Consider the following 25,261-nt stretch of genomic DNA (forward strand, 5'->3'; position numbering starts at 1 on the left):
TAAAAGAGAAAGACTTGCTTTCTCAAAACTTTATCCATTATACCACATTGCAGCTCCAGCCGCTATACTTTCCGTTATATTTTTTCGAAATTTCTATTAATTCCCAAACATGTTGGTTGATGCTAGGGAGCTCTGTGGTATCAAATCGGGATATTTCTAGTTTATAAGGTCGAGGATCGCCTTCTTCTTTTTTCCTAGAAGAAATATCATAATCAAGAGCAGAGGCATCCCCCATAAAGGAAACACGATCATCGTAAGTCTCAAAACTAAACTTATGAGTGATTTCCCTTAGTTGACTGTGGTCATCCCCTTCTTTATCTAAGCGATACCAGATACGCTGGTTTAAAATAGATTGGTACTCATATTCATTTGGATACAAGAAGTCAAAATATTGTTTCCATTCAGGATCCACCAGAGTAGCTGAATTATATTGATACTTCGAAAATTGCTCCATTACTTGAGCAATAATCGGCATATGTCGCTCTCTATCTTTCAAATAGTAATAAAACTCTATATGACCATCTGTGATGACTACTCCAACATAGATAGACGCAATACGCTTCATCGCTTCTGAAAGACGATCTTCGATGAGGTTCAAATTAGAAAATTCGTCATAATCTGGAAACCCTGTCTCTGGATCAACATTCAAAATGGCAATCCTCAAACGTAGTGCATAAGTATAGGATGAATAGGGAGCGATAGAATTCAACGCTAAATTTAGACGGATACTAGCCATTCGGTCATCAATAAGGGTCGAAAAAGAGCCCCATTCATTCGGAAGATTTTCTAAATCAACAGAAACTTCCTCAATGGGTAGATGACTATCTTGACTCTTCCCTAAGATTTTTCCAAAAAAACTCATATCATCAAAAACCTCATTTACATATCCCTATGGAGTTTAGTGGAGAAGTCAGGAAAGCTTTAAAATCAATACACTTTTGTTTTCTAGTCCTTTTCCTAACTCTTTCTAAAAAATCCGAAAACTCCTTCAACTTTACTAGTATATCATATTTTAGGAGATTATCAAATCGTTTAATTTTTGCAAAAATAGAGCGGGATATCTGTTGGTCTATTTTGATAGGTTGAAGACCATTATAAAGGACATCTGTTTCATGCGCTCTACTCTATTTTCAAAGAAGCGCTTTGCAAATTATATTGATTTTTAGGAGGTAGCGCCTCCTTTTTTGTAACTCCTTTTTTCAAAAAGTTTTAAAAAGGTTTAGAAAGTATAAAATGAAAAACGCTGATAAATCAACGCTTTAAGAAATTTTAGAAAGGTTTAGAAACCAAAAATGGAGCCGGTGGGAGTCGAACCCACGTCCAAACACCTGCCAACACATTTGTCTACGACCATAGGCCATGTCTTCATTTAACTCAGCTTTGACACATGGCTCAAGCCCAAGCTAAGCGAGTCTATCAATCTCTTGTAAAATCCCTAGACTTGATTTTACCGTAGCTTGCTCATAATAAGACCGGTCATCAGACACAAGCAATCCGAATCAGGTCACGCTGGCTGTTTTTTAGGCAGCTAAAGCGTAAGAATTGTTATTTTTTGCAGTTATATTTAACTGGCGTTTTACATCCGCTAGATGAGTCGCAAAATGTGCGGCATAATGCCTGTCGAATCCGTAACGACCCCAAGACAAGTAACTATTATACCAAAATAATGTCCTAATTGCAAAAATCAAGATAAAATTACTCCAAAGATGCTAAAATTCCCTTGATATAAGGTACCAAGGGAATTTGACTACATATGATCTTTCACTGCAACTGCTACCATTCTAGACTTGGCTCTTGGCTGTCCTGCTACCGACATCTCCATCACTATAATAGCTTTCCTTGCTCCCAACTCCTCAAGCCACGAAGTGACGATGATTTCCTGGTCAATGGGCGTCGGGCTCTGGTAATCAACTTCTAAGCGGGCTGTGATAAAGCGTCCAATGACTGTATCTTGGGTCAAGTCCAAGCCTTTTTCTTGATGGGCAAACCAAGCTGCTGAAGCCGTTCCATGGCAATCAAAAATCATAGCAATCATACCACCAAAAAGATTGGCCGGCACACCACCAGTGTAGTGAGATTCTGGTCGTATTCTAGTAATACATTCCTTCCCATCTAAGCTAGGATAAGTCTTTAAATGTAGGCCTAGCTCATTCTTAGGGCCGCAGCCCCAGCAATGTTGAAATCGGTCGCCATATGTATCTTGAATCGCAATCTTTCTTGTTTCTAAAGTCATACCAGTTCCTTTCATTTTTTCTTGTAAGCGCTTTTTTATTAGTATATCAGCCTTTGGGGCAATAGTAAATAGAAAGTAGAGTCAATATATTTTAATTGTAGCTATAATCTGATTTTATAGAGATCACCTAAGTTTTCTACCTCTTTCTTGAATTAAAAATACTCATTTTCAGACTTAATAGCCTTTCTAAAGCATAGAAAAACCAAGAAGGCCAAATCTGGCTTCTTGGTTTCATCTAATTTTATAACTTCTTCTATTAGAATAGTTCCTGAATTGGTTCAAAGATAATCCGTTCAATATCAGACAAGTAGATAGAGAGTTGTTGTTGCTTGTTAAAGAAGGCTGATAATAAATCATTGCCTTGGATTTTATCTCCAAAACTCTGCATCTTTTCTTGAATGTCTGGAGTCGGCATTTGACCTGTTTGAGCCAGTTGCTGCAGCTCTTTCTGGAAAGCTAGGTAGTCATCAAAAATAGCCTTGGCTTCACTATCCGCATTGATAGCCTGCTTGCTTTCTACCACAGCTTTGTATTCTGGCATTTCGCGAAGTCCTCGGCTGAGTTCATTGGCTAAATCATAAATATTTGACATAGAGTTCTCCAATCTATATTAGTCTTCGGACACTAAGTAATCCGTATTTTCTCTTACTATTGTAGCAGATTTTTCCAAATCTTGGCGATTTTTAAAGGTGATTTGCAGAATACCGTTGATATCTTCACGGTTTTCCTCGTTGATCCGAATATTGACGACTGAAATTCCGCGCAAGAGCTCCAGAATACCCAAAATCGCATCTTCTTCGTCAGGAACTTCAATAAAGAGGTCATAAAAGCTGTCCACACCCGCTCGCTTATGAATTTCCATTTGCTTGCGGCTTTGCCGTCCTCGGTAAAAAAATTCCCAGATTGCGGACTCATCCTTAGCCTCAATCGCTGCGGCCACCTTGTCTAACTGGGTTTTAAAATCTTCCAGCCGCTCCAAAATGGCTTGAGGATTTGTCAAGAGGATAGAGGTCCACATACCCGGCTCACTCTCCGCAATCCGTGTCATATCTCGAAAACCACCGGCTGCAAAAGACTGGGTTAGTTCATGCTCTTGGCTATAAGCTGCCGCTTGCTCCATCAGGCTGGAGGCTAGGATATGAGGAAAATGGCTGATTTGACTAGTCACTCGGTCGTGCTCGGCTGCATCTACCTGAATAAAACGGGCATGAAGGCCACTCAGTAAGTCTTGCGTTTCCTCAAGCGTACCAGACTTGGTCAGGCTAGAGGGCGTGAAAATATAATAGGCATTTTCAAAGAGAGTGACATGGGCTGCCTTGGCTCCGGTCTTGTGACTTCCGGCCATCGGGTGAGCACCGACAAAGCGGACGGGCTTATGTTGCAAATAATTTTCTGCTGCTGCCACAATCTCAGCCTTGGTCGATCCAGCATCTGAGATGATAACATTTTCCTTCAGGTTCAGCTCCGCTAAGTCCTTTATAAATGCTATGGTTTGCTTGATAGGCACAGCCAGAATAATCACATCAGCCAATGGAGCGAAGGCAGCAAAATCATCCGTCACTCGATCTACCATTCCACGTTCTAATGCAACTCTGCGCGATTCTTCACTGCGATTGTAGCCAAGAATTTCAATCTCAGGATGAGCTCGCCTGATGCCCAGAGCCAAGGAAGCTCCAATCAGTCCCAGACCTGCGATATAGACTGTTTTTCTCTCCATGCCCTCTCCTTACTTCTAAAAGTTCTTGACAAATTCCCGATGGCGGGCTACCGCATCCTTTAGTTCTTCCAGATTATCCGAAGAGAATTTCTCCAGAACTTCGGTGGCTAAAACTGTTGCCACCACGCTTTCCATGACAACACCCGCCGCTGGCAGAGCCGTAGGATCACTCCGCTCCACTGTCGCCTTATAAGGCTCGTGGGTCTCAATATCCACACTCATCAGTGGCTTGTAAAGGGTTGGAATAGGCTTCATGACACCTCGCACCACGATTGGCTGACCATTGGTCATACCGCCCTCAAAGCCACCTAGATTATTGGTCCTGCGAGTGAAGCCATCTTCCTCAGACCAAAGGATTTCATCCATGACTTGACTGCCCTTGAGACGGCCGGCTTCAAAGCCCACGCCAAACTCAACTCCCTTGAAAGCGTTGATGGACACGACTCCTTGAGCAATCTTGGCATCCAGCTTCTTGTCCCATTGGACATAGGAGCCCAGACCAACCGGCACACCACCAACAACAGTCTCAATGACACCACCGATGGTATCCCCGTCTTTCTTAATTTGATCAATGTAGGCCTTGATTTCTTCTTCGCGCTCGGGATTGACAATGGAAACCTCTGACTGGGCAGCTTTTTCTTTGATTTCTGCTACAGTTAGATTATTCGGTACATCAATATCGATACCACCAAAGGTTACGATATGGCTGGCTACCTCTACACCAATTTCTTCCAGCAAGCGCTTGGCTACTGCTCCAACTGCTACACGCATGGTCGTTTCGCGGGCAGAAGAACGCTCCAGTGAATTTCGTAAATCGTCAAAGCGGTATTTCATACCACCAACCAAGTCCGCATGTCCAGGGCGTGGTTTGGTAATCTTGCGCAGCCCTTTTTTCTTTTCATCCACATCTGCCGCACTCATAATCTCCAGCCACTTCTGATGATCCAGATTCGTGACATTGAGGGTAATCGGACCACCCATAGTCAAGCCATGACGAACCCCAGACGTAATCTCGACTTGGTCGCTTTCAATCTTCATGCGGGCACCACGACCGTAGCCACCCTGACGACGCTTGAGCTCAGCATTGATATAGTCAGCGGTCAGAGGAAGACCAGCCGGCACTCCCTCAATAATAGCTGTCAGGCGTGGTCCGTGGGATTCTCCTGCTGTTAAGTATCTCATACATTTTCTCCTATTTCTGGGATGGAAAGAACTGGACATCTTGTCTATTTTTATCCAAACTGTCCAATCGTCTTAAACTCCATCTGGCACTTATTTCTTCAGAAATTCTTTCATCTCTTCCAGCGGAATCTGGTGAATACTAGCCGACCCTAGCTCGGGCACCAGTACTAGCTTGATAGAGTTGCCTCTAGCCTTCTTATCATGGGTTAAGGCCTGATAAAGAGCATTCTCATTCCAAGGCTGATAATCCACCGGCAAGCCAAACTTCTGACACATACGGATGATGTCTTCTGTGATTCCGGCTGGCATGAGGCCTTGCTTTTCAGCGACACGAGAAACCTGTACCATGCCAATCGCCACAGCTTCACCATGCATAACCTTCCCATAGCCCGCCGTCGCTTCAATAGCATGCCCAATAGTATGACCGAAGTTCAGGTAAAGGCGAACACCATTATCCAGCTCGTCCTCGACCACAATCTTACGCTTGACATCACAGGAATGGTAAATGATGCTTTCGGCATGCTCCAAAATTGACTCAGGACTGCCATCCATTTCTGAAAGCTCGTCCCAGAGTTCCTTATCCTCAATCAAGCCGTACTTGACCACCTCGCCCATGCCTTCAATCAATTCACGTTGCCCTAAGGTCTGCAAGACTTCAGGGTCAATCAGAACTCCATCAGGCTGGGTAAAAGTCCCGACCATATTCTTGGCCCAGGGTGTATTGACACCAGTCTTACCACCAATAGAAGAATCCACTTGAGCTGTCAAACTGGTCGGAATCTGCACGAAATGAATGCCCCGCATATAGGTCGAAGCAACAAATCCTGCCAAATCACCAACAACGCCTCCACCCAAGGCCACGATACCATCACTGCGGGTCAGACCAACTTTGACCAAAAACTCATAGACTTTGTTGACCGTCTTTAAGTTCTTGCTGGCTTCGCCCTCCAAAAAGTCAAAGACAAAGGCCTCAAAACCAGCCGCTTCTAAGCTCAGCTTGACCTTTTCCGCATAGAGTCGAGCGACTCGGTTGTCCGTGATGATGACTACTTTCTGAGGCTGCCAAAGCTGACTCAGCCAGCTGCCAGCCTGAGACAAAGCCCCCTTTTCGATGAAAATATCGTAGGGATGATGGGGGAGATTTACATTCAATTTCATAAGCGCCTCCTTGTTTTTCCTGCTCCAACCATAGAGGAGCTGAGTACGAGTGACTATTTATACAGAGCTTCTAGCTGCTGCCAAATTTCCTGACAAGGCATGGGTTGTCCTGTCCAAAGCTCAAAAGCTTCTGCGGCCTGATAAAGCAACATACCCAGACCATTCACTGCCACTACTTTCTGACTTCGAGCCCACTTTAAAAAAGGTGTTTCAAAAGGTTTGTAAATCACATCCGCAACTAAAATCTGGCTCGGCAGCTGAATACTTTCAGCTAATGGCAAAGTTTTTCCATCCATACCCACACTTGTTCCATTGACCAAAAGGTCTGACTGGTTGATTTTATCCTGCAAGGTAGCCAAGTCTTCTAAGTTCAATACATGAATCCTACTCTCAGTCTGGCGGCTGATAACTGCCATCTTGCTGACAGTCTTATCATAGGAAGACTGCCGAGTAAAGACAAAGATTTCTTCTGCCTGATCCAAAGCAGCTTGAGCGATAATAGCTGTCGCGGCTCCTCCAGCACCTAAAATGGTCATTTTTTTGCCCTGAATAGCAAAAGACGGCAAGCTCTTAAAAAATCCCTTGCCATCCGTATTATATCCTATCAATGTACCATTTTTATTCACCACTGTATTCACAGCCCCGATAAGACGGGCACTGGGAGCCAATTCATCAAGATATTGGATGACTTCCTGCTTGTAGGGCATTGACAAATTTATCCCAAACATATTATACCTTCGGATATTAGTAATGGTCGCCTCTAAATCCTCTGCTCCAATTTCCAAAGCAAGGTAGACACCATTGACAGCAGTCTTCTCAAAGGCAGTATTATGAATAAATGGTGAAATGCTATGCTTAATCGGCTTAGCAACCACTGCTGCTAGACGAGTATGGCCATCAATTTTCATTTAAAATCTCCCGAACAACCTTCATGTTTGCGAGGGAAACCTGACCTGGTGCACTCGGCTGTTCAACGCTGGCAAAAGACCAGCTGGAACCTGTCAAATCTGCAGCTAAGCGAGAAATCTTTCCGACTTTTCCCATAGAAATCGTCACATACTCTTGCTCAGGATTCAAAATCTTAAATCCACGAGTGTAGTTCATCAGATCCAAGACATCCTGCTCATTATGCGCCATGACAGAAACTTTGACCACTTTTGGTGCCAAACTCGTCAATTCTGACAAAATTTCCATCATATTTTCAGGCGTTTCCTCAAAATTATGATAACTGAGAACTAAATTTGGGAACTCGAGCATTTCTTCAAATTTATCTTTATGCGAATAGTATTCAAAATCAACATAGTCTGGCGAATAAAAATTGGCTACTTCTTTGATAAGAGCAACATATTCATCATCTGACAGTTCAATTTCGCCACCTTCTCCGCGACTTCGCAGCGTGAAGAGCAATTCACGACCAGCAAATTTCTCGAAAACAGCAGGAGCAACGTTGAGAATGCTCTCTTTCGGCAAAAAGTCCGCGCGCCATTCGATAATGTCAGCATCATCATAACGACTCACATCAATTGCTTTAGCCTCTTCTAAACTTCTGGGCATGATTGAAACGACTAATTTCATTTGTCCACCTTAATTGTAAATACCTTGAGGTAGTTACTATTCTCATCTTTCTTATTGTATACAAAGTCTGCTGGTAGGCCATATTCCGCTAGATAGCGGTGAGGAACTCCTGCAAATCCTTTTTCAATTTCTTTTTTAAACTTACTTTTAGAAACATTAGCTGCGTTGGTCGAAAGAATCAATGTTCCTTTCGGACTCAAGATTTCCAAGGCCTGAGCCACCAAACGATGATAATCTTTCGCAACAGAGAAAGTCTGTTTCTTATTGCGAGCAAAGCTCGGCGGATCAAGGACAATCACATCATACTTCAACTCGTGACGCTTGGCGTATTTGAAATAATCAAAAACATCCATGACCACGAAACGATGCGGCTCTAAATCCAAACTATTGGCTTCAAAATGCGCTTGGGAAAGCTCGCGGCTACGTTTGGCCAAATCCACCGAAGTTGTTTGACTGGCACCGCCCATAGCAGCTGCCACCGAGAAAGCTGCTGTATAAGAAAACATATTGAGCAGGCTTTTTCCGCTAGCTAAGCCGTCAACCAGACTCCCCCGCACTTCGTGCTGGTCCAGGAAAATCCCAGTCATCAGGCCATCATTCATGAAGACTTGATAGCGCACGCCATTTTCCAAAACCGTAAAATAGGCTGGCGCTTCTGCTCCGTAGAGATGGGCAGACTCATAGTCCAAGCCCTTGAAGCGAATCTTCTCGTAAGCTCCAGCGACCTCAGGAAATACCTGCTGGAAAGCAGCCACTATCTGATCCTTAATTGAAAAAACAAAGGAATTGTACCAAGAGAAAACAGCATATTTCTCATAGATATCAACCGTAAAACCGCCAAAACCGTCACCTTCTTGGTTAAACAGGCGATAGGCTGTCGTATCCTCCGCATGACGGTAATAGAAACGCTTGTCTTTAGCTTTTTCAAACAAATGCTGAAAGAAAGCTGAGTTCAGCTCTACCTTAGCATAGGAAATCAGCCAGCCAAGTCCCTTATTTTGTAAGGAGAGATAAGCCGTTCCCAAGAACTTCCCCTGCTGACTATGCAATTCCACACATTGGTCGGTGAATGAAAGAGTTGGAAAATCATTCTTATCTAGAACTAAAATTCCTTTTCTCAACTTTTCCTCTGTCTGTTTATTAACAGTAAGTTTCTTCATAAGCATTATTATACCAAATATTGTGAAAATTCTCAAAGCATATTTATTATTTTCAAATAATACTTGTTTTAGTAGAAGAAATTTTCAACATTTTATATATTAAATATTTATTTTAACAGGCGGACTTTCAAATAAGCTTCCCTATTCCCACTTTCCATCATTAATATTGAAACAAAGCCTGTTTAATTTTAGATATTTTTGCGAACAATCTTTAAGCTAGGGAATAATTACCCTTATTTAAATTACTTTACAAATAAAATAAACTAAACACTAAATCACCTCAATTTTTCCTCAACTTGAAAAATTGTGATATACTTAGAAGAAGAGAATTTTTAGGAAATAAGACAAGGAAGTATCTTTCTGTGAAAAAAATAACCAAGAATTTACTCAATTTTATGAGTACAAGGCTCGGTTTCGTCTTGAGCTTGCTCACGATTTACTGGTTAAAAACCATGTGGGCTTATACCGTTGATTTTAATTTAGATATTCAAGGAGCCTATCAAATTTTTCTGGCTCTGATTAACCCTTTCCCAATTGGACTTTTACTGATTGGACTCGCCCTTTATATCAAGCCGACTAAGCTTTTTTATTGTGTCAGCACGGCTATCTACATCATGCTCTTTGTCTGGTTGGTCTCAAACTCCATCTACTACCGTGAGTTTACCGACTTTGTGACAGTCAATACCATGTTGGCCTCTAGCAAGGTGTCTGCAGGCCTCGGGGCAGCAGCCATGGAGCTCTTCCGCCCTTGGGATGCTATCTATATCATTGATTTCCCAATTCTAGGCTGGCTTTTTTATAAAAAGTATATTCGCTTGGATCATCGTAGGTTTAATTTCCGCGCCAGCTTTGCCGTGACATCCCTGTCAGCGATGCTCTTTTCGGCTAATCTTTTCCTAGCAGAAATTGATCGTCCTGAGCTCCTGACACGCGGATTTTCAAATTACTATGTCGTTCGTGCCCTTGGTCTTCCTGCCTTCCTCGGCTACAGCGCTAATCAAACCTATGCTGCTAATAAAGAGCGTTCCAAAGCCTCTGCCAAGGATCTAGAGCCTGTTGAACAATATATCCAATCCCACTATGCTGAGCCAAACTCTGAATACTACGGCATTGCCAAAGGCCGTAATGTTATCTATGTCCATCTAGAGAGCTTCCAGCAGTTTCTGATTGATTATAAACTGCAGATGGAGGGCAAGGAATACGAAGTTACGCCTTTCCTCAACTCCCTTTACCACTCCAACTCAACTTTAGCTTTTTCAAATATCTTTAATCAGGTTAAGGCTGGAAAGACTTCCGATGCGGAGACCATGATTGAAACAGGTCTCTTTGGTCTCAACCAGGGCTCCTTCATGGTAAACTACGGCGGTACCAATACCCAACAGGCAGCACCTTTTATTCTATCAAAAAATGGAGACTACACATCTGCTGTCTTCCACGGAAATACAGGTAGCTTCTGGAACCGTAACACTGCCTACAAGCAATGGGGCTATAATTATTTCTTCGATGCGTCCTACTTTACCAAGCAAGACGAGACCAATTCCTTCCAGTATGGCTTGAATGATAAGATTATGTTCAAAGATTCCATCAAGTATCTGGAACATTTGCAGCAGCCTTTCTATGCCAAATACATCACCGTCTCTAATCACTATCCTTATACGACCAGCTTGATTGGCGATGAGATTGGTTTCCCACTGGCAGACACCAAAGACGAAACCATCAATGGCTATTTTGCAACAGCAAACTACCTCGACTCAGCTGTCAAAGCCTTCTTTGACTACCTGAAAGAAGCTGGACTCTATGAAAATTCAATCATTGTCCTCTACGGAGACCACTATGGAATTTCTAATTCCCGTAATCCAGCTCTGGCACCTTTGATCAATAAAAATTCTGAGACTTGGTCTAGTTACGACAATGCCATGTTGCAGAGAGTGCCATACATGGTCGTGATACCTGGAATGGAAAAAGGAAAAATTATCGATACCTTTGGTGGACAAATTGATATGTTGCCAACCTTGGAGCATTTATTGGGAATTGACTCTAAAAATTACCTTCAAGTCGGGCAAGACCTCCTCTCACCTCAGCACCAGCAAATCGTGGCTTTCCGATCAACCAATAACTTTGTAACACCAAAATACACAAGTTATAGCGGCCGCATTTACAACACACAAACTGGTGAGGAGATCACTCTGCCAGACGAGTCAACAACAGCTGAACTAGAGGCTATCCGAACAGCCGCAAATACACAGCTGAAAATGAGCGATGCTATTCAGACAGGAGACCTATTCCGCTTTTACACAGGCAATAACCTAGGAAAAGTCAATCCTGATGATTACAACTACATCAACTCTTTGAAAGCCCTCAAGGCCATTGAGAAAGAAAAAGGTGATCAATCGACTAGCCTTTATTCCAAACGTGGCGGTGTGTCTTCTGTGGATCTCTTTAATTCACCAAGCTATCGAGTACTTCACCCAGAACAATTTCACTCTAGCACTAGCAGCGAAGAGGGAACTAGCGGAGAGTCCTCCAGCTCTTCTAGCTCCTCCAGTTCAAGTGCCAGTCCCTAATCTATGAGGCTACTCAACTCTTCCTAAAACATTGAAAAATGTTTTGGGGAGAGTTTTTATTTTTGAAGCACAAAAAAGATTGAAAACATGAGCTGCAAAGCCGTCTTCAATCTTTTCTTATTTTTATTCATACTATGCAATCACTTCAAAAACGGAAGCGGTCAGATTCTCCACATAGAAGGGTCTCTTATGACGACTATTTCCGACCAATAAACTTAGATGATCCGCATTCTCAAGGTAATAGGGCAGTCCACTTGCATTAAAAATGATTTCATAATGTTTTTCATCTTTAATCTTAAAAATGACGATACCACTGCCGGCAAAGGCTTCTCTTACAAAGACATGTTTGTAAATCTCTTCATAGGTTTGATAAGAAAATTCCTTCTGACTTGTCTTTAAGTGAATGATTTGCTTGATATAGTCAATACTCTCCTGATGTTGGCTAATCAATTCCCAATTCACTTGGTTGACAGCATCGGGAGCATTGTAGCTATTCATTGCTCTGTCACGATCGCTAGGCAGGACTTGGCCCTCTTCGCCTGTTCCTACTAGTTTCGTGCGGGAAAATTCTTGGCCCAATTCCATAAATGCCATTCCCTGCATAAGCAAGTTCATAGCTGTTGCCAGCTCAATTCTTTTGGTCCGAGTGACCTCATCATCATCTGGGTGCAAGTCAACCAGCAAGTCATGCAGGTTGAAATTATCATGCGCCTCCACATAATTAAGAACTTGACTCGGTGTCAAATAGGAGCCCAACTCACTGCTACCCAAAATGGCCTTTGCTATGATATCCTCAGTCGCTTGTCCGCTCACATAACCAGCTTTGAGCCCACCGTAGACTTCAGCACCCTTTATCGCATCGCGCTGAGTATCATTGAAAAAGCCAATTCGCGGCAGTTGATAAGCATTGTCTTTCTTAGCCTTGTCCTCTGGCATCAGGCCTGTCCCCATATCCCAACCTTCACCATAAAGCAAAATCCGTGGATCAATTTTATCCATTTCTTCTCGGATGATGTTCATGGTGGTGACATCATGGATTCCCATCAAATCAAAACGGAAGCCATCCACATTGAATTCTTCTACCCAGTAGCGAAGGGAATCAATCATGAATTTGCGGAACATTTCATGCTCACTGGCCGTCTCGCTGCCGACTCCGGTACCATTTTGGAAAGAACCGTTGGGATTCATCCGGTAGTAATAATCGGGAACTGTTGACTGAAAGGCTGAGTCAAAGGTGGAATAAATATGATTGTAAACCACATCTAAGGTCACAGAAATCCCTGCATCGTGGTAAGCCTGAATCATGGTTTTCAAATCTCGGATGGCCTGACTTGGATCATCCGGGTTAGAAGAAAAACTGGTTTCTGGTGCATTGTAGTTCTGTGGATCATAGCCCCAGTTATAGGTAACTTGGCCATTTTCGTCATAGTCCTTGTGTCGGTCAGAAACAGGCTGGAGCTGCACGACATTGATACCTAGATTGCGAATGTAATCAAAAGTAGTCTGATCTCCCTGACTATTTCTAGTGCCACGTTGACAAGCACCTAAAAAAGTCCCTCGCAAATGCTCTGCGACACCAGAACTGGGCGATTTGCTAATATCTCGGATATGCATCTCATAGATGACCGCCTGATTCGGATTATCTAAACGCCAAGTTGCCTCCTTGCCTTGACATACCTTAAAACCAGCAACAGTCTTGTCCTGTTCAGCAACAATAGCTGAACGCTTGCCATCTGGACTGGTAGCGATTGTATAAGGATCGCGCGTCAAAAAATGCTGGTTCTCAAAATGAACATGATACTGATAGGCCTTACCAGCTAAATCTTCCGGCACTTCTACCGACCAAACTCCGATTGTATTTTTAGCATGATCGTGCGAGTAAATCTCGCCCTTTTCCATAGGGAATTCTTTATAAACAGCTGCTTGATTATAGGAAGTTTCATAAACTACCAATTCAACCTTTTTGGCTGTCGGAGCCCAAACTTTAAATTCATTTACTTGCCCCTGCAGACGGTGCCCAAGCCAACCTTGGTAGCCCCAGCATTCGTCAAAATAATCCGACCGCATGGCCACATCGAAATTATGAGGACGTCGCCGCGAATATTGGTGGCTCGTCGTCGCCGCTTGCAAGGAATAGTAGACCTGATGATCTCCTTCAATCAACCAAACCTCTGTAGGCAAATGAACTGGCAATAAATCAATGTGGTAGTCGCAAGATTGGCTGGACCAGTCTGAACGCTTGACAATCACATGAGCCTGACTAAGAGGCTCCCAACTTTTAAAAGATAGTTCTCCCTGGATACCAAAATAATCTAGTTTAGAAAAAGGTGCTTCTTTTCCCCACTGATCTGTCTGCCACTGCCACAAATCATAAGAAAAGTAATCTCCCTTAGGATTGTGGTAATGGACAATGACCTTATAGTCTAGCATTTTCATTTATCTCTTCATTCTAATTTTTCTAAGGAAAGAGCGCTCTCATCGATTTCATCTATATTGGCGAAAAACTCCAGATGATTGTGTAAAACTTCCAATTCTACTGGTGTATCTCCTCCGTACTCACCGTCCAGATTCAACATAAAGGGTGCTTTTTTATCTAATACTTCTAGCTTCAATTTGCTGGTTTTCAGATATTCAACATTAGCATCCGTCACATGTTGGCCACCATTAATTGCCTGTATGATGAGACTAAGCATATCAAACAACTTAGCCGTTTTTACAAGAATCAAGGTGAAATTTCCATCGTCCAGTTTTGTATCTGGCGCTAGTTTTTCAAAGCCTCCGATAGAATTGGTCAAGGCTGCAAAGACAAGCGAAATCTTGCCCTCAAAAACACCATGGTCATGCTCAATCCGTACCTTACGGGATTTGGAGCGTGGCAGCATTTTGGCTCCTTCGGCTACATAAGCCAGATAGCCTAGACGGGTCTTGACTTCACTAGGGACACTGTAAGTCAGCTCTGTCAGCGTGCCTGCCGCCGCAATGTTGATAAAGTATTTGCTGCCATAAGCCCGGCCGATATCCATCTGAATCGTCTGGTTCTTTTCTATAATACGGGCTGCCGCTACTGGATCTCCCATCGGAATTTTCAAAGCACGCGCATAATCATTGGTAGTACCAGTTGGGATGAAAGCCAGCTTGGGGCGCACATCTAAGCCCGCAACCCCATTCACTACTTCATTGATGGTCCCATCTCCACCAGCTGCTATAACTAAATCAAAACCTGCTCTTGCTGCTCTTTCAGCTTCTCGCTGAGCAGAGAAAGGCTCTGGAGTCGTCTGATAGGCACTGGTCTCATAGCCAACATCTTCCAAGACATCCAAGACTTCGGCAATATTTTTTTTGATAATTTCCTGCCCAGAAGTTGGGTTATAAATTAATCTTGCTTTTTTTATTTTATTTTCCATACTCAGCCTCATAAGCTATCTAGCCAGTCCTCGTCTCGAATCTCGATCCCAAGTTCTTGAGCTTTGGTCAATTTGCTGCCTGCATCGCTACCTGCCACCACCAAATCTGTCTTTTTAGACACACTTCCAGCAACATTTGCGCCCAAGCTCAACAATTTTTCTTTAGCTTGATTCCGTGTTAATTTTTGTAATTTTCCGGTCAATACGACTGTTTTGCCAGCGAGAGCGGCATCGGCTGCCACTTTCTCCCCTAGATAGTCTAGGTTGACGCCAGCTTCTTGTAATTCTTGCAGCAGAAGCTGACTGCCTTCCTGCTCAAAGTAAGAATGCAGACTCTGAGCGATAACTGTCCCCAAACTGTCAATAGAAGCAATTTCCTCTTGACTGGCCTGTGACAACTTGATCATATCGTGGAATTTCTCCATCAAAATCCGACTAGCCTTGCTTCCCACGTGACGGATTCCCAGACCAAAGAGCAATTTCTCTGCTGAGTTTTCCTTAGAAGCTTGAATGGCATTATACAATTTATTCGCTGATTTTTCCTTAAAGCCGTCCAAGGTCAGCAAATCTTCTACAGAAAGTCGATAAATTCCAGCCACATCCTTGACCAAGTTCTTATCAAAGACCTTTTCGACCACTGCTGGACCAAGGCCAGTAATATTCATAGCATCCCGGCTGGCAAAGTGAATCAAGCCTTCCTTGATCTGGGCTGGACAGAGCGGATTGATACAACGCAGAGCCACTTCGTCCTCGAAATGCACCAGCTCACTCTCACAGCTCGGACAGTGACTTGGTATTTCCAAAGCCTCCTCTGAGACCCGCTTGGACTCCACCACGCGCAAGACAGCAGGAATAATATCCCCTGCCTTATAGACGATAACTGTGTCTTTCTGACGAATATCCTTCTCCGCAATATAGTCCACATTGTGCAAGGTTGCTCGGCTGACTGTCGTTCCCGCTAGCTGAACTGGTGTCAGATTGGCTGTCGGAGTTACAACTCCCGTCCGACCGACTGTCCAGTCAACAGACAGAAGCTGGGCTTCCTTTTCCTCAGCTGGAAACTTATAAGCGATGGCCCACTTAGGTGCCTTGACCGTAAAGCCAAGTTCTTCTTGCACCGCCAGGTCATTGACCTTGATGACAATACCGTCGATCTCATAAGGCAGACTATCCCGTTCCTGAGCAATCTTTTCAATAAATTCCCAAACGCCATCAATCGAATCCGCTAGAAAATGAATCGGATTGACTGAGAAGTCCAAAGACGCCAGCTTATTCAGGACTGCTTCCTGGCTGCCAGCCTCAGTCGGACTGGCTTCTTGGTAGAGGAAGGTTGCTAGATTGCGCTTGGCCACAACCGCTGTATCCAACTGGCGCAAGGTTCCTGCTGCCGCATTTCGAGGATTGGCAAACTCAGGCTCACCATTCTCCTGCCGCAGCTGATTGACCGCATCAAAGGAAGCCTTGGGCATGTAGCATTCTCCACGAACCGTAATATCCAGCGGTTCTTTCAAAGTCAGAGGAATATCCTTGACCCGCTTGAGGTTTTCCGTGATATTTTCACCAACAGAGCCATCTCCCCGAGTCGCCCCTGCTACCAAGATTCCCTTTTCATAGGTCAGGGAAATAGAAAGCCCATCAATCTTGAGCTCACAAATATAGGAAACCTGGGGAAATTCCTTGCGAATCCGCTGGTCAAAAGACATTAATTCTTCACGTGAAAAAGCATCCTGCAAACTAAAGAGAGGATACTGGTGTGGATATTTTTCAAATCCTTCTAAAATCTTCCCACCCACCCGATGCGTTGGGCTATCAGGTAGGATATCAGTTGGGTACTTTTCTTCTAACTCTACTAACTCACGATAGAGTCTGTCATACTCGCTGTCTGATACACTTGGCCTGTCTGCCGTATAGTATTCATGGGCGTATCGATTGAGCAATTTGACTAATTCTGACATTCTTTCTTTCATACTTCTATTTTATCACAAATACACAAAATCTTCCTCTATTTGTCCCGAATTCTCACTAAAAAAGAAGACATAAAAAGAGCGGAAATTCCGCTCTCTGCTGTCTTATTTTGTCAAATCAATCCTTTTAGCAATCTGGTTAATAATGATAGCTCCAACAATCAAAGAAGCAAATTCTCCAATAGCCGTTGTAAACCAAGTCAGGAAGAATGGCAAGCCCTGTAAGAAATACAACTCTGCTGCAATCGTCACCATCGAAATAGAGAAGAAAATCGCAAAATAAAAATGATCCAAACGAAGCAAATCTTTAATCAGGTATTGATCCTTATAGCGACTGAAAAGGTAGACACCTAATGATAGGAAGACTAAAGTTGACCAACCGCCGACAAAGACGTCAATGATTCCAAAGCTATATAGATTGGCAATCATACAGCCGATGGTCACTCCCAGGATGTATTTACGATTGTAAAAGGCCATAAAGTTCATCATTTCAGAAATTCTGAACTGGTAAGCACCATAGCTTATAGCATTTAAAGGGGGCGTAATCGTAAGGGCTACATAAATAGCAGCAACAATGGCAATCTGAACCAAATCACGAACTGACAAGTTTTCTTGTTTCATGTTTTCTCCTTTAGCGCATGAGCGCGTGTAATATGCTTGGCGAAAGAAGTTAAGCGCCAAGGGTTGCGTCAGACGGGAAAATCATCTCCCAAAAATCGACAACTTCACTAGTATAGCATAAATCCTAGAAATGTGATAGACTATGCTTATGAAAACTTTGATTAAAAAATTCTTTGACAATGAGGTTCTATCCTATCTTTTCTTTGGTGTGGCAACCACTCTTGTCTCTGTCGTCAGTCGGATGCTCTGCTATGAACTGACAGGAAACGAACTACTGGCTACGATAATCGGTGATATTCTGGGCATTCTCTTTGCCTTTGTGACCAACGATACCATCGTTTTCAAGCAAAAAAGACAGGGCTGGCCAGTACGATTGGTCAAATTTTTCACAGCCCGACTGGCAACTATGGCCTTGAACTTGCTGCTAACCTTTATCTTTGTCACTAGCTTCCCGCAGATTATTGGTCAATTCGTTCACAACGATATTAAGATGGTCAACACCATTGAAACCTTGATAGCTCAAGTGCTGATTATCGTTCTCAACTATGTCTTCAGCAAAATTTTTGTCTTCAAAAACAAGGCAAAATAAGATGGCTCGGCTTATTTCTCCTATAAAAACAAATCTGGACCAGATAATTCTGATCCAGATGTTTTAATTTTTAGACTTCCAAGCTGGGATTTTCAGCTGTCAAGTAGGTAATATCACCCTTGACCCCAAAATAGTCCTCAATTAGAGTCTGGAGTTCAGTCATAGCTGATTTGGCACGCGCCGCCTGCTCTCCATTGATGGCTTCGATAACCAAGATGGCGTCCTTGGTCTCTTCTGTCAACATGGTTCGCTGCGCTTCTCGCCAATTAAGGCAACGGCAGACTGCTCCCTCTTCATCATAGTAGATGATTTCTTCCGGTAAAGCTGGTGCATCAGTCTCAGATCCCAGTGGGAAAAAGGCTTCGCCACCCTTGGCCTTACCCAGATAAAGGCCTCCAGCAACCTTGTCCAAATCCTCTCCGCCACAAGGAACGGCATAAGAGAGGGAAACACTATTATAAATATCTACTAAGGGATTGATTGGGTTGAATTCCCGTCCTTGACTGACCCGCTTGAGTAGGGCTTCGATAGAGGAACGCGCTCCTTTTTTAGTCTTGAATTGGCTGAAAGCCTGCCGCCACTCCTGAATGACATCATTCTGAGTGAAATTCTCATCTGGAATAAAGTCTGCTGCTCGCTTTGCGCCCTTATCCAGCAGGGATTTGAAATAAGGATCCTTACTTTCATCCACTCTATTATCCAGTCCCTTGACCACTAAAACACTAATCTGAGCTTCTGGAAACAAAGCCCAAAATTCATTTTCAACTGTAATTTTCATGTTCTACCTCAATAATTTCTTTTCTGGCCTTTTTTGACCAGCTCCCAGTCCTTGGTAATATTCTCTCGGACGCGAACCAGCAACTTCTCTAACTCTTTCCGCTCGTTTTCTGAAAATTTTTCCAACGAAACCTGCTCCGAATATTCGTTTTCCGCTAGGATAAAAGGATAGAGAACTGCCCCCTTCTCAGTGACGAACCATTCCTTGTTCTTGCGGTTATTGGCAGCTGGCCGCTGTTCCAGTAAACCTTTACTTTCTAGCTTCTTGACTGAACGAGCCACCGTTGAGCGATCCACCTTGAGCAAGTCTGACAGCTCCTCCTGGATAATCCCAGGATTCTCCGCAATCCGCACCAGATAGAGATACTGCCCCCGCGCCAAATCTATGTCACGAAACTCAATATTAGCGATAGAGTCCAAAGCCCGAGCAATGATTCCAATCTCACGTAAAATTGACATACCTCCTCCTTCTGAAGATAGTATAGCAGATTTTTATTGCAAATGCAATAAAAATCATTTAGAAATACTTATCTTAGAAAAATTCTATATAGAACTAAACCCCTGCACAGAACGCTTCTGCCTTTCCCTTATCTACACCATCAAAAAAGAGGCTAGGAACAAGTCTTAGCCTCACTTTTTGTTAGAAATAGATACTGGGAAGGTTAGCTGATTGCTTGTTAAGCAACCTCTTGATATATTTTGATAAAGGTCAGTACAATCACTAGCTAGATTCTCTCGAGTACAATCTTCACCTTTAAAATCCATTAGTGTAGCCTTATTACTCACATCATGTAATACTACAATATCAAATCAGCTTGAGAAGAGCATAGAAAAACCACCTGAAGTCAAACCAGATGGAAATTTTCGGATAGATATTTATTTACTAATGCCTCGTTGCTTCTTAACATGTTCCTTGTACATTTTTGACTTTTTCCCATACCATTCCTCGATGGTATAGCCATACTCTTCACGGTATTTCTCCTGATTTTTATTGACTGTATTCAAGTTCTCTAGCGTTACTACATTGGATTTGAAAAATGATACCAAAAATAGTCCTAAGAGAACAGGTGAAATTGGCAATAAAGCAAGCAAGAGATACGCCAGAAAATGATTGAGTCCGTTGGTGAAGAGATTGATTCCATACATCAACAACCATAAGAATAAAATAACATTCAAAAATTTTTTGATATTTAGAGAATCAAAATAATCTTTTCTAGCACGCTGCTTTGTGACAAGGATATAAACAAGGTAAATCAGTGATAATACAAATCCAATCCAGTAGACGATACGAATTGCAACTAGGGGGATTAAATACAAGGCAGCTATAAACCAACTATAATATGAAATTACGAGCAAAAATAATTGAAAAATCTGAGTCATTAAGTATGCTTTAATGCGATTTCTTTTAGAAATAATATAAAAACAAGTAAAATGACCGCAACAAAGCAAAAAAAGAAAGCCAAAGAAACTATCTGGGGGAATGAGCCCTTTTTCTACTGATGTCAGCTGTGTAACCATTGATGTCAGTGGTATAGCTGGGTCATGCCCAGCTTCACTAGCCATTCGAAATAAACTTATCGGTAAAGACGTCCCAATCATAACCATAAGAGAATATAGAGATAGTCCAAAAATCGCCTTTACTAAGTTTAATCTTCGTGCTGTTTCTAGTGCTTCATTAATATCTTTTTGTATCTTATCCATTTATTTTCTCCTATTTGGTTCAGGTTCCATTGTAAAAGGAGGTACCATCACCATAAAAATCGAGTGGGTAAGCCAGCATTGACTAAACTTCCTGATCCAACGACTCTTTGTATCTTTTCGATTCTTTCCCATACCAGTCTTCTATGGAGTAGTCAGATAACTGGCGGTAATCTTCCAAATATTTTTTGAGATAGTAGCCTTGAAAATTGTTCACACTTAAAACATACAGAAAGTAAAGGAAGGGGACAAATATTATTGGATTAATGGCTACAAAAATTGAACGAAAGGTACCATTTTGCTGAATAAGATCCGAGTTTGGGAAAAAGATACGGAAAATAACTATTAGGAATAGGATAAGCCCTCCGTACCTTTTTGCAAATACAACAAAACGGTCGAGAAAATCTGCTCCTCTATTTGAGTAAGTAGACTCTTGATATAAAATTTCGAGCGTATTCTTCTGAAAATTTTGAAATAGTCTAATAAAGTACAGAATAAAAGCAACCGTATATAATGCGCCAGATAAAATCATTCCTATTATCGTTCCTGCTCCAGCTATACCTATTACTAGACATTGCAAAAGAAGAAGAAAAGTCATAAAACCAACCCATTTATTAAAGTAATAATAGGATAGGATTGACTGATTTTTTATTTTGGTTAGATCAATTAAATAGCCAACAAACCCTACAAATCCTAATCCCAATAAAGCACCATTTATGAGACTTACTTTCATAAATAAAAACTGCAAATTTTGAGAATCAACCCAAATACTAAAAAGAAAGATTAGAAATAGGATAAATTGTATTGTAACAAATCCTAAAAGCTTTCCCTCATAACCTTTTTCATTGAAATCCTCAAATGAAGTTTTGATATACTGATCTGTCACTAAATTCATACTTTCCTCTAACGAGGCATTAAAAATTGTTTGTTTCATATTTCACCTATTATACATCTGTATCCTTATCTGCTTGTCCTTCGTCATCAAATCTCAGAATAAGCTCACCACTACGACTTTCAAAGTGCGATACGAAGCGGCTTTGGATGCTTGCATTGAGGACAGCCCCGATGATCAGCACCTTGGCAATCAGGATAAACCAAAACATAATAATCACAACCACCACTGAGCCGACAAAACGCACATCTAAAAAGCGATCCAGGTAAGCTTCAATATAAACAGTAAAAAGGTTCATGAGGCTATAGATGACAACGAGAACCAAGGTCGCACCTGGTAGAACATAGCGGATTTTAGGAATTTTCACATTGGGTAAAGAAAAATAAAGCAGAATCAGCGAGAGAAAGAGCATCAGATAAATCGTAGGCTCTGTCATGGTCAGCAACTGCTGGTAGAGGCCGCGGTCAAAGTGCCAGAAATCATAAAGAAAGCCAACCAGCATTCGACCGAATATGGTCAAAACGAGCGACAAGCCTAGCAAGACTTGCAAGCCTAGACTCATGATAAAAGCAAAGATCCGCTCCCAGATAAGCCCCCGCCCTTGCTTCGTACCATAGCATTTGTTAAAAGCCTTTTGCAGAAAAGTCATACTCTGGGAAAAAGTCCACAGGGCAGACAGGATAGAAATACTCAGCAAACCTGTCGATGGCTTGGTCAGCACATCACGAACAACCTTGGCGATCGTCAGATACAATGACTCCGGCAGTAAGTCTTTCAGCGCAACCAATAGCTCATCTGGCTGGATTTGAAAATAGGGCAGAATATTTGCCGCAATCAATAACAAAGGAAAAATCGAAATCAGAAAATAGTAGGCCACAGCAATGCTGGTAATATCTGCCTCCGACGCCTGATAAAAATGGAAAAACGCTCTGAGAAATTCATTTTCTCTTATCTTTTTGATGAATCCTGTCACATCTCTCTCCTATTCAAAAAGACCGAGACAAGCCCAGCCCTCTATACTTAATAAGTCCCTTCTTCGCCCTGGCTGGTTAGAATCACAGGACCATCTTTGGTAATGACAAATTGATGCTCATATTGGCAAGAAAGACCGCCATCTAGGGTTTTATGCGCCCAACCGGTCTCAAAGTCTGTGTCAATTTCCCAAGTACCTGTATTGATCATGGGCTCGACAGTCAGAACCATTCCCTCCCGCAAACGCAGGCCACGTCCCGCACGGCCGTAATGCGGCACCATTGGCTCCTCATGCATGGTTGGACCAACCCCGTGACCAACCAAATCACGAACCACTCCATAGCCATGACTTTCAGCGTATTCTTGAATGGCTGCACCAATGTCTCCAATGCGATTACCAACTTGTGCAGCTGCAATTCCTCGGTAGAGACATTCCTTGGTCACATCCATAAGCTGCTGCGCTTCTGGACTAATCTGTCCAACAGCATAAGCCCAGCAAGAGTCTGCGACACCGCCACGGAAGCTTTCTGTATATTGCTTCATCTGCTCTACATTGTTAAAGTCCAACTTAGATACATCCAGCTCATCCTTGTCGACTAAGCCAACAACCATGTCCACACAGATGATATCACCTTCTACCAATTTTTGATGGCGAGGAAAGGCATGGGCCACCTCATCATTGAGAGAACAACAAGTCGCATAAGGATAATCCATGATGCTGCCCTCTACGCCAATCTGAAGGGGCAAAGCATTGGCTTCTTTACAGCGCTTGCGGACATATTCTTCGATGTCCCACATGTCAATACCTGGCTTGATCAAATCTCTCAAGCCGATATGAACAGAAGCTAAGAAATCTCCACTCTTGTCCATTAAATCAATCTCACGTTGTGATTTTATAGTAATCATTATTAACCTCTTTACTAAGTAATTTTTACAGTAATCGTTGCTTTGGCAACGATGAGCGAATCTAAGTAGATATCATAATCAATCACTGCTGTCCGCCGCGTCTGATGAATAATACGTGGTCGAATCTGCAGGACATCATCAATCTGAACAGCCTGAAAGAAATGAATCATCATCTGATCGACGATTAAGCTCTGACTATTCCTCGTCATCAACTGCTGCGTAATCCGAGTGATAATTTCCGTCAGGACGCCATTAGCCAAGACTCTATTTTGCTCCAGCATGAAAGGCTCGACAGTGAAAGAAAAAATATCTTCTTGCCGATGAAGCTTCTGGCCCACCTGCTCACTGAAGGTCGGTAGACTGGAAATCTGTGAACGGCTCATTTTCTCCATAATATCCCGACGTGTAATCACCCCAAGGAGAGTCTGATTACTACGTACCACCGGAATCATTTCAAAATCCTCTGCAATCATGCGCTGACTGATATTGGCAATATTTGCTGAAAGACCTGTCATGAAGATTTTTCGGGTCATAACCTTATCCAGGGTAGTCAAAGGAGATTTATCTCCCGCATCCCGCATCGTCACAACACCAACCAACATTTGATGCTGATTGACGACTGGAAAACGACTGGTACGATTACGACGAACCAAGTCCAGATAGTCACGAACGGTATCTGTATCATGCAAGAAACCATATTCGTGACTGGCTCTATAAACCTGCTCTACTGTCAAAATATCAGTTTTAATCTGGATATTGGACAGGGCACGGTTAATCATGGTCGCCACGGTATAGGTATCATGCTTGGTTCTTAGGACTGGAATTTCAATACGATTGGCCAGTTTTAAAACCTCTGGATCAACTTCAAAGCCTCCCGTTACCAGCACGGCATTCTCATTCTCAAGAGCCAAAATCTGAATCTGCGTTCGATCCCCGACAATAAGAAGACCGCCTTCGTTTAAGTAACGTAGGATATTTTGCTCGGTCATGGCTCCGATGGAGAACTTGTTAAATTCTTTTTCTAGTCCTCTTTCGCCAGCAAGCACCTCTGATCCAGTAATATCCGCAATTTCCTTGTAAGTCAGATGCTCTAAAACAACTTTTTTCGACTTCACTCGGATAGTCCCACTTCTGGGTCTGGTCTCGACAATTCCTCTATTTTCAGCTTCCTTGATCGCTCGGTAGGCAGTTCCGTCGCTGACCCCCAAGTAATTTGAAATACTCCGAACACTGACTCGCTTGCCAATTGGAAGATTTTCAAGATAAGCCAAAATTTCCTGGTGTTTACTCATTGAAATCTCCTTTTTCGTAGCGATATTCGGTGTAATCTCTCATCTTTCTCGTATAGCGGTCGCTTCCTTTAAACTGACGGAAGAGCTTAAAACCAGCTTTCAGTGCAACTTTCTGACTAGCAATATTCTCTTCATGCGTAATGATAGTCAGACGCTTAAAATCGAATTTCGTAAATGAAAGAAAAACCAATTCTCGGACAACTTCGGTCATCAGGCCCTGTCCCCAGTAGTCTTTCCTCAAAAAATATCCTAGTTCAGCTTCTTTTTTTATTTCGTCCATTTTTTCAAATTTAATGGAACCAATCATTTCATTCGTTTCCTTATCGCAAATTGCCCAGATTCCCAAGGGATTTTTCATAAAATAATTGGCGATGACATATTCACTTTCCTGTAAACTACTTTCAGTCGGAAAGATAAATTCGGTATTATCCGGATTGGAAGCAATTTTATAAAGGGATTCTGCATCTCCAAAAAGAATCGGGCGTAAAAAGGAATGCTCCGTTTCAATAAAAGAAAAAGCTGCTAACTGTGTCCACAAATTCATAGGCTTCCCCTAT

General features: G+C 42.5%; 23 protein-coding genes, 1 other RNA gene and 1 riboswitch. Of the genes, 2 read left to right on the plus strand and 22 right to left on the minus strand.

All coding sequences use genetic code 11. The features are described from left to right. Positions 1-37 precede the first annotated feature (37 nt). The 10 genes from PAN94_RS04400 to PAN94_RS04445 all read right to left on the minus strand — a co-directional run bounded on the left by PAN94_RS04400 (position 38) and on the right by PAN94_RS04445 (position 9,025). Positions 38-862 carry a DUF695 domain-containing protein gene (locus tag PAN94_RS04400; RefSeq protein WP_285874819.1) on the minus strand — a complete coding sequence of 275 codons (825 nt, stop codon included), beginning with the start codon at positions 860-862 and terminating at the stop codon, positions 38-40. A gap of 428 nt (positions 863-1,290) precedes the next feature. Then, positions 1,291-1,639, minus strand: a transfer-messenger RNA (tmRNA) gene (gene ssrA, locus PAN94_RS04405). 108 nt (positions 1,640-1,747) lie between these two features. Further along, the gene (locus tag PAN94_RS04410) at positions 1,748-2,233 is read right to left on the minus strand and encodes an acyl-CoA thioesterase family protein (RefSeq protein ID WP_285874820.1); all 486 of its coding nucleotides are present in this window, start codon (positions 2,231-2,233) and stop codon (positions 1,748-1,750) included. Positions 2,234-2,489: 256 nt separating this feature from the next. After that, the gene (locus PAN94_RS04415; protein WP_048765128.1) at positions 2,490-2,825 is read right to left on the minus strand and encodes a YlbF/YmcA family competence regulator; all 336 of its coding nucleotides are present in this window, start codon (positions 2,823-2,825) and stop codon (positions 2,490-2,492) included. A gap of 18 nt (positions 2,826-2,843) precedes the next feature. Next, positions 2,844-3,950 carry a prephenate dehydrogenase gene (locus tag PAN94_RS04420; RefSeq protein WP_285874821.1) on the minus strand — a complete coding sequence of 369 codons (1,107 nt, stop codon included), beginning with the start codon at positions 3,948-3,950 and terminating at the stop codon, positions 2,844-2,846. A gap of 15 nt (positions 3,951-3,965) precedes the next feature. Then, a complete protein-coding gene (gene aroC / locus PAN94_RS04425; protein ID WP_285874822.1) occupies positions 3,966-5,132 on the minus strand; it encodes a chorismate synthase in 1,167 nt (388 codons plus the stop codon). Between the two features lie 90 nt (positions 5,133-5,222). Then, positions 5,223-6,290, minus strand: coding sequence for a 3-dehydroquinate synthase (aroB, locus tag PAN94_RS04430; protein WP_285874824.1), 1,068 nt, complete (start codon positions 6,288-6,290; stop codon positions 5,223-5,225). Between the two features lie 53 nt (positions 6,291-6,343). After that, positions 6,344-7,198, minus strand: a complete 855-nt coding sequence (locus PAN94_RS04435; RefSeq protein WP_285874825.1) for a shikimate dehydrogenase — start codon at positions 7,196-7,198, stop codon at positions 6,344-6,346. After that, positions 7,188-7,865, minus strand: coding sequence for a type I 3-dehydroquinate dehydratase (aroD, locus tag PAN94_RS04440; protein WP_285874826.1), 678 nt, complete (start codon positions 7,863-7,865; stop codon positions 7,188-7,190). Before aroD ends, PAN94_RS04435 begins: the two co-directional genes overlap by 11 nt. Further along, entirely contained in the window at positions 7,862-9,025 is a 1,164-nt protein-coding gene (locus tag PAN94_RS04445) for a class I SAM-dependent rRNA methyltransferase (RefSeq protein WP_285874828.1), read from the minus strand. Before PAN94_RS04445 ends, aroD begins: the two co-directional genes overlap by 4 nt. A gap of 362 nt (positions 9,026-9,387) precedes the next feature. Between PAN94_RS04445 and PAN94_RS04450 the strand changes: the two genes are divergently transcribed. Further along, a complete protein-coding gene (locus tag PAN94_RS04450; RefSeq protein WP_285874830.1) occupies positions 9,388-11,589 on the plus strand; it encodes an LTA synthase family protein in 2,202 nt (733 codons plus the stop codon). Between the two features lie 132 nt (positions 11,590-11,721). On the opposite strand, the gene pulA is transcribed toward PAN94_RS04450, so the two are convergent. The 4 genes from pulA to PAN94_RS04470 all read right to left on the minus strand — a co-directional run bounded on the left by pulA (position 11,722) and on the right by PAN94_RS04470 (position 17,578). Continuing rightward, complete coding sequence (gene pulA, locus PAN94_RS04455; protein WP_285875002.1) at positions 11,722-14,019, minus strand: type I pullulanase; 2,298 nt, start codon at positions 14,017-14,019, stop codon at positions 11,722-11,724. A gap of 14 nt (positions 14,020-14,033) precedes the next feature. After that, positions 14,034-14,993, minus strand: a complete 960-nt coding sequence (locus PAN94_RS04460) for a diacylglycerol kinase family lipid kinase (protein WP_045499540.1) — start codon at positions 14,991-14,993, stop codon at positions 14,034-14,036. An 8-nt stretch (positions 14,994-15,001) separates the two neighbouring features. Then, positions 15,002-16,960 carry an NAD-dependent DNA ligase LigA gene (gene ligA / locus PAN94_RS04465; RefSeq protein WP_285874832.1) on the minus strand — a complete coding sequence of 653 codons (1,959 nt, stop codon included), beginning with the start codon at positions 16,958-16,960 and terminating at the stop codon, positions 15,002-15,004. Between the two features lie 102 nt (positions 16,961-17,062). Next, a complete protein-coding gene (locus PAN94_RS04470; protein ID WP_285874833.1) occupies positions 17,063-17,578 on the minus strand; it encodes a QueT transporter family protein in 516 nt (171 codons plus the stop codon). Next, positions 17,576-17,698: riboswitch (PreQ1 riboswitch) on the minus strand. It overlaps the preceding gene by 3 nt. Positions 17,699-17,726: 28 nt before the next feature. Here PAN94_RS04470 and PAN94_RS04475 point away from each other — a divergent pair. After that, positions 17,727-18,167, plus strand: a complete 441-nt coding sequence (locus PAN94_RS04475; protein WP_062005949.1) for a GtrA family protein — start codon at positions 17,727-17,729, stop codon at positions 18,165-18,167. Positions 18,168-18,237: 70 nt separating this feature from the next. Here PAN94_RS04475 and PAN94_RS04480 read toward each other — a convergent pair whose 3' ends face one another. The 8 genes from PAN94_RS04480 to PAN94_RS04515 all read right to left on the minus strand — a co-directional run bounded on the left by PAN94_RS04480 (position 18,238) and on the right by PAN94_RS04515 (position 25,248). Then, complete coding sequence (locus PAN94_RS04480) at positions 18,238-18,945, minus strand: B3/B4 domain-containing protein (protein WP_285874834.1); 708 nt, start codon at positions 18,943-18,945, stop codon at positions 18,238-18,240. 8 nt (positions 18,946-18,953) lie between these two features. After that, a complete protein-coding gene (locus PAN94_RS04485; protein WP_285874835.1) occupies positions 18,954-19,403 on the minus strand; it encodes a MarR family winged helix-turn-helix transcriptional regulator in 450 nt (149 codons plus the stop codon). Positions 19,404-19,820: 417 nt separating this feature from the next. Then, positions 19,821-20,645: a hypothetical protein gene (locus tag PAN94_RS04490; protein ID WP_285874836.1), complete on the minus strand. Its 825-nt coding sequence runs from the start codon at positions 20,643-20,645 to the stop codon at positions 19,821-19,823. A gap of 82 nt (positions 20,646-20,727) precedes the next feature. Then, complete coding sequence (locus tag PAN94_RS04495) at positions 20,728-21,576, minus strand: hypothetical protein (protein WP_285874837.1); 849 nt, start codon at positions 21,574-21,576, stop codon at positions 20,728-20,730. 10 nt (positions 21,577-21,586) lie between these two features. Next, entirely contained in the window at positions 21,587-22,507 is a 921-nt protein-coding gene (locus PAN94_RS04500) for a YihY/virulence factor BrkB family protein (RefSeq protein WP_285874838.1), read from the minus strand. A gap of 47 nt (positions 22,508-22,554) precedes the next feature. Beyond that, positions 22,555-23,412, minus strand: a complete 858-nt coding sequence (locus PAN94_RS04505; protein WP_285874839.1) for a methionyl aminopeptidase — start codon at positions 23,410-23,412, stop codon at positions 22,555-22,557. Between the two features lie 14 nt (positions 23,413-23,426). Continuing rightward, positions 23,427-24,704: a CBS-HotDog domain-containing transcription factor SpxR gene (gene spxR, locus PAN94_RS04510; protein WP_285874840.1), complete on the minus strand. Its 1,278-nt coding sequence runs from the start codon at positions 24,702-24,704 to the stop codon at positions 23,427-23,429. Further along, a complete protein-coding gene (locus tag PAN94_RS04515; RefSeq protein WP_045499509.1) occupies positions 24,697-25,248 on the minus strand; it encodes a GNAT family N-acetyltransferase in 552 nt (183 codons plus the stop codon). Before PAN94_RS04515 ends, spxR begins: the two co-directional genes overlap by 8 nt. Between the last annotated feature and the right edge of the window lie 13 nt (positions 25,249-25,261).

Origin of the sequence: Streptococcus sp. SC1, assembly GCF_030272855.1 — a bacterium.
Lineage (GTDB): Bacteria > Bacillota > Bacilli > Lactobacillales > Streptococcaceae > Streptococcus.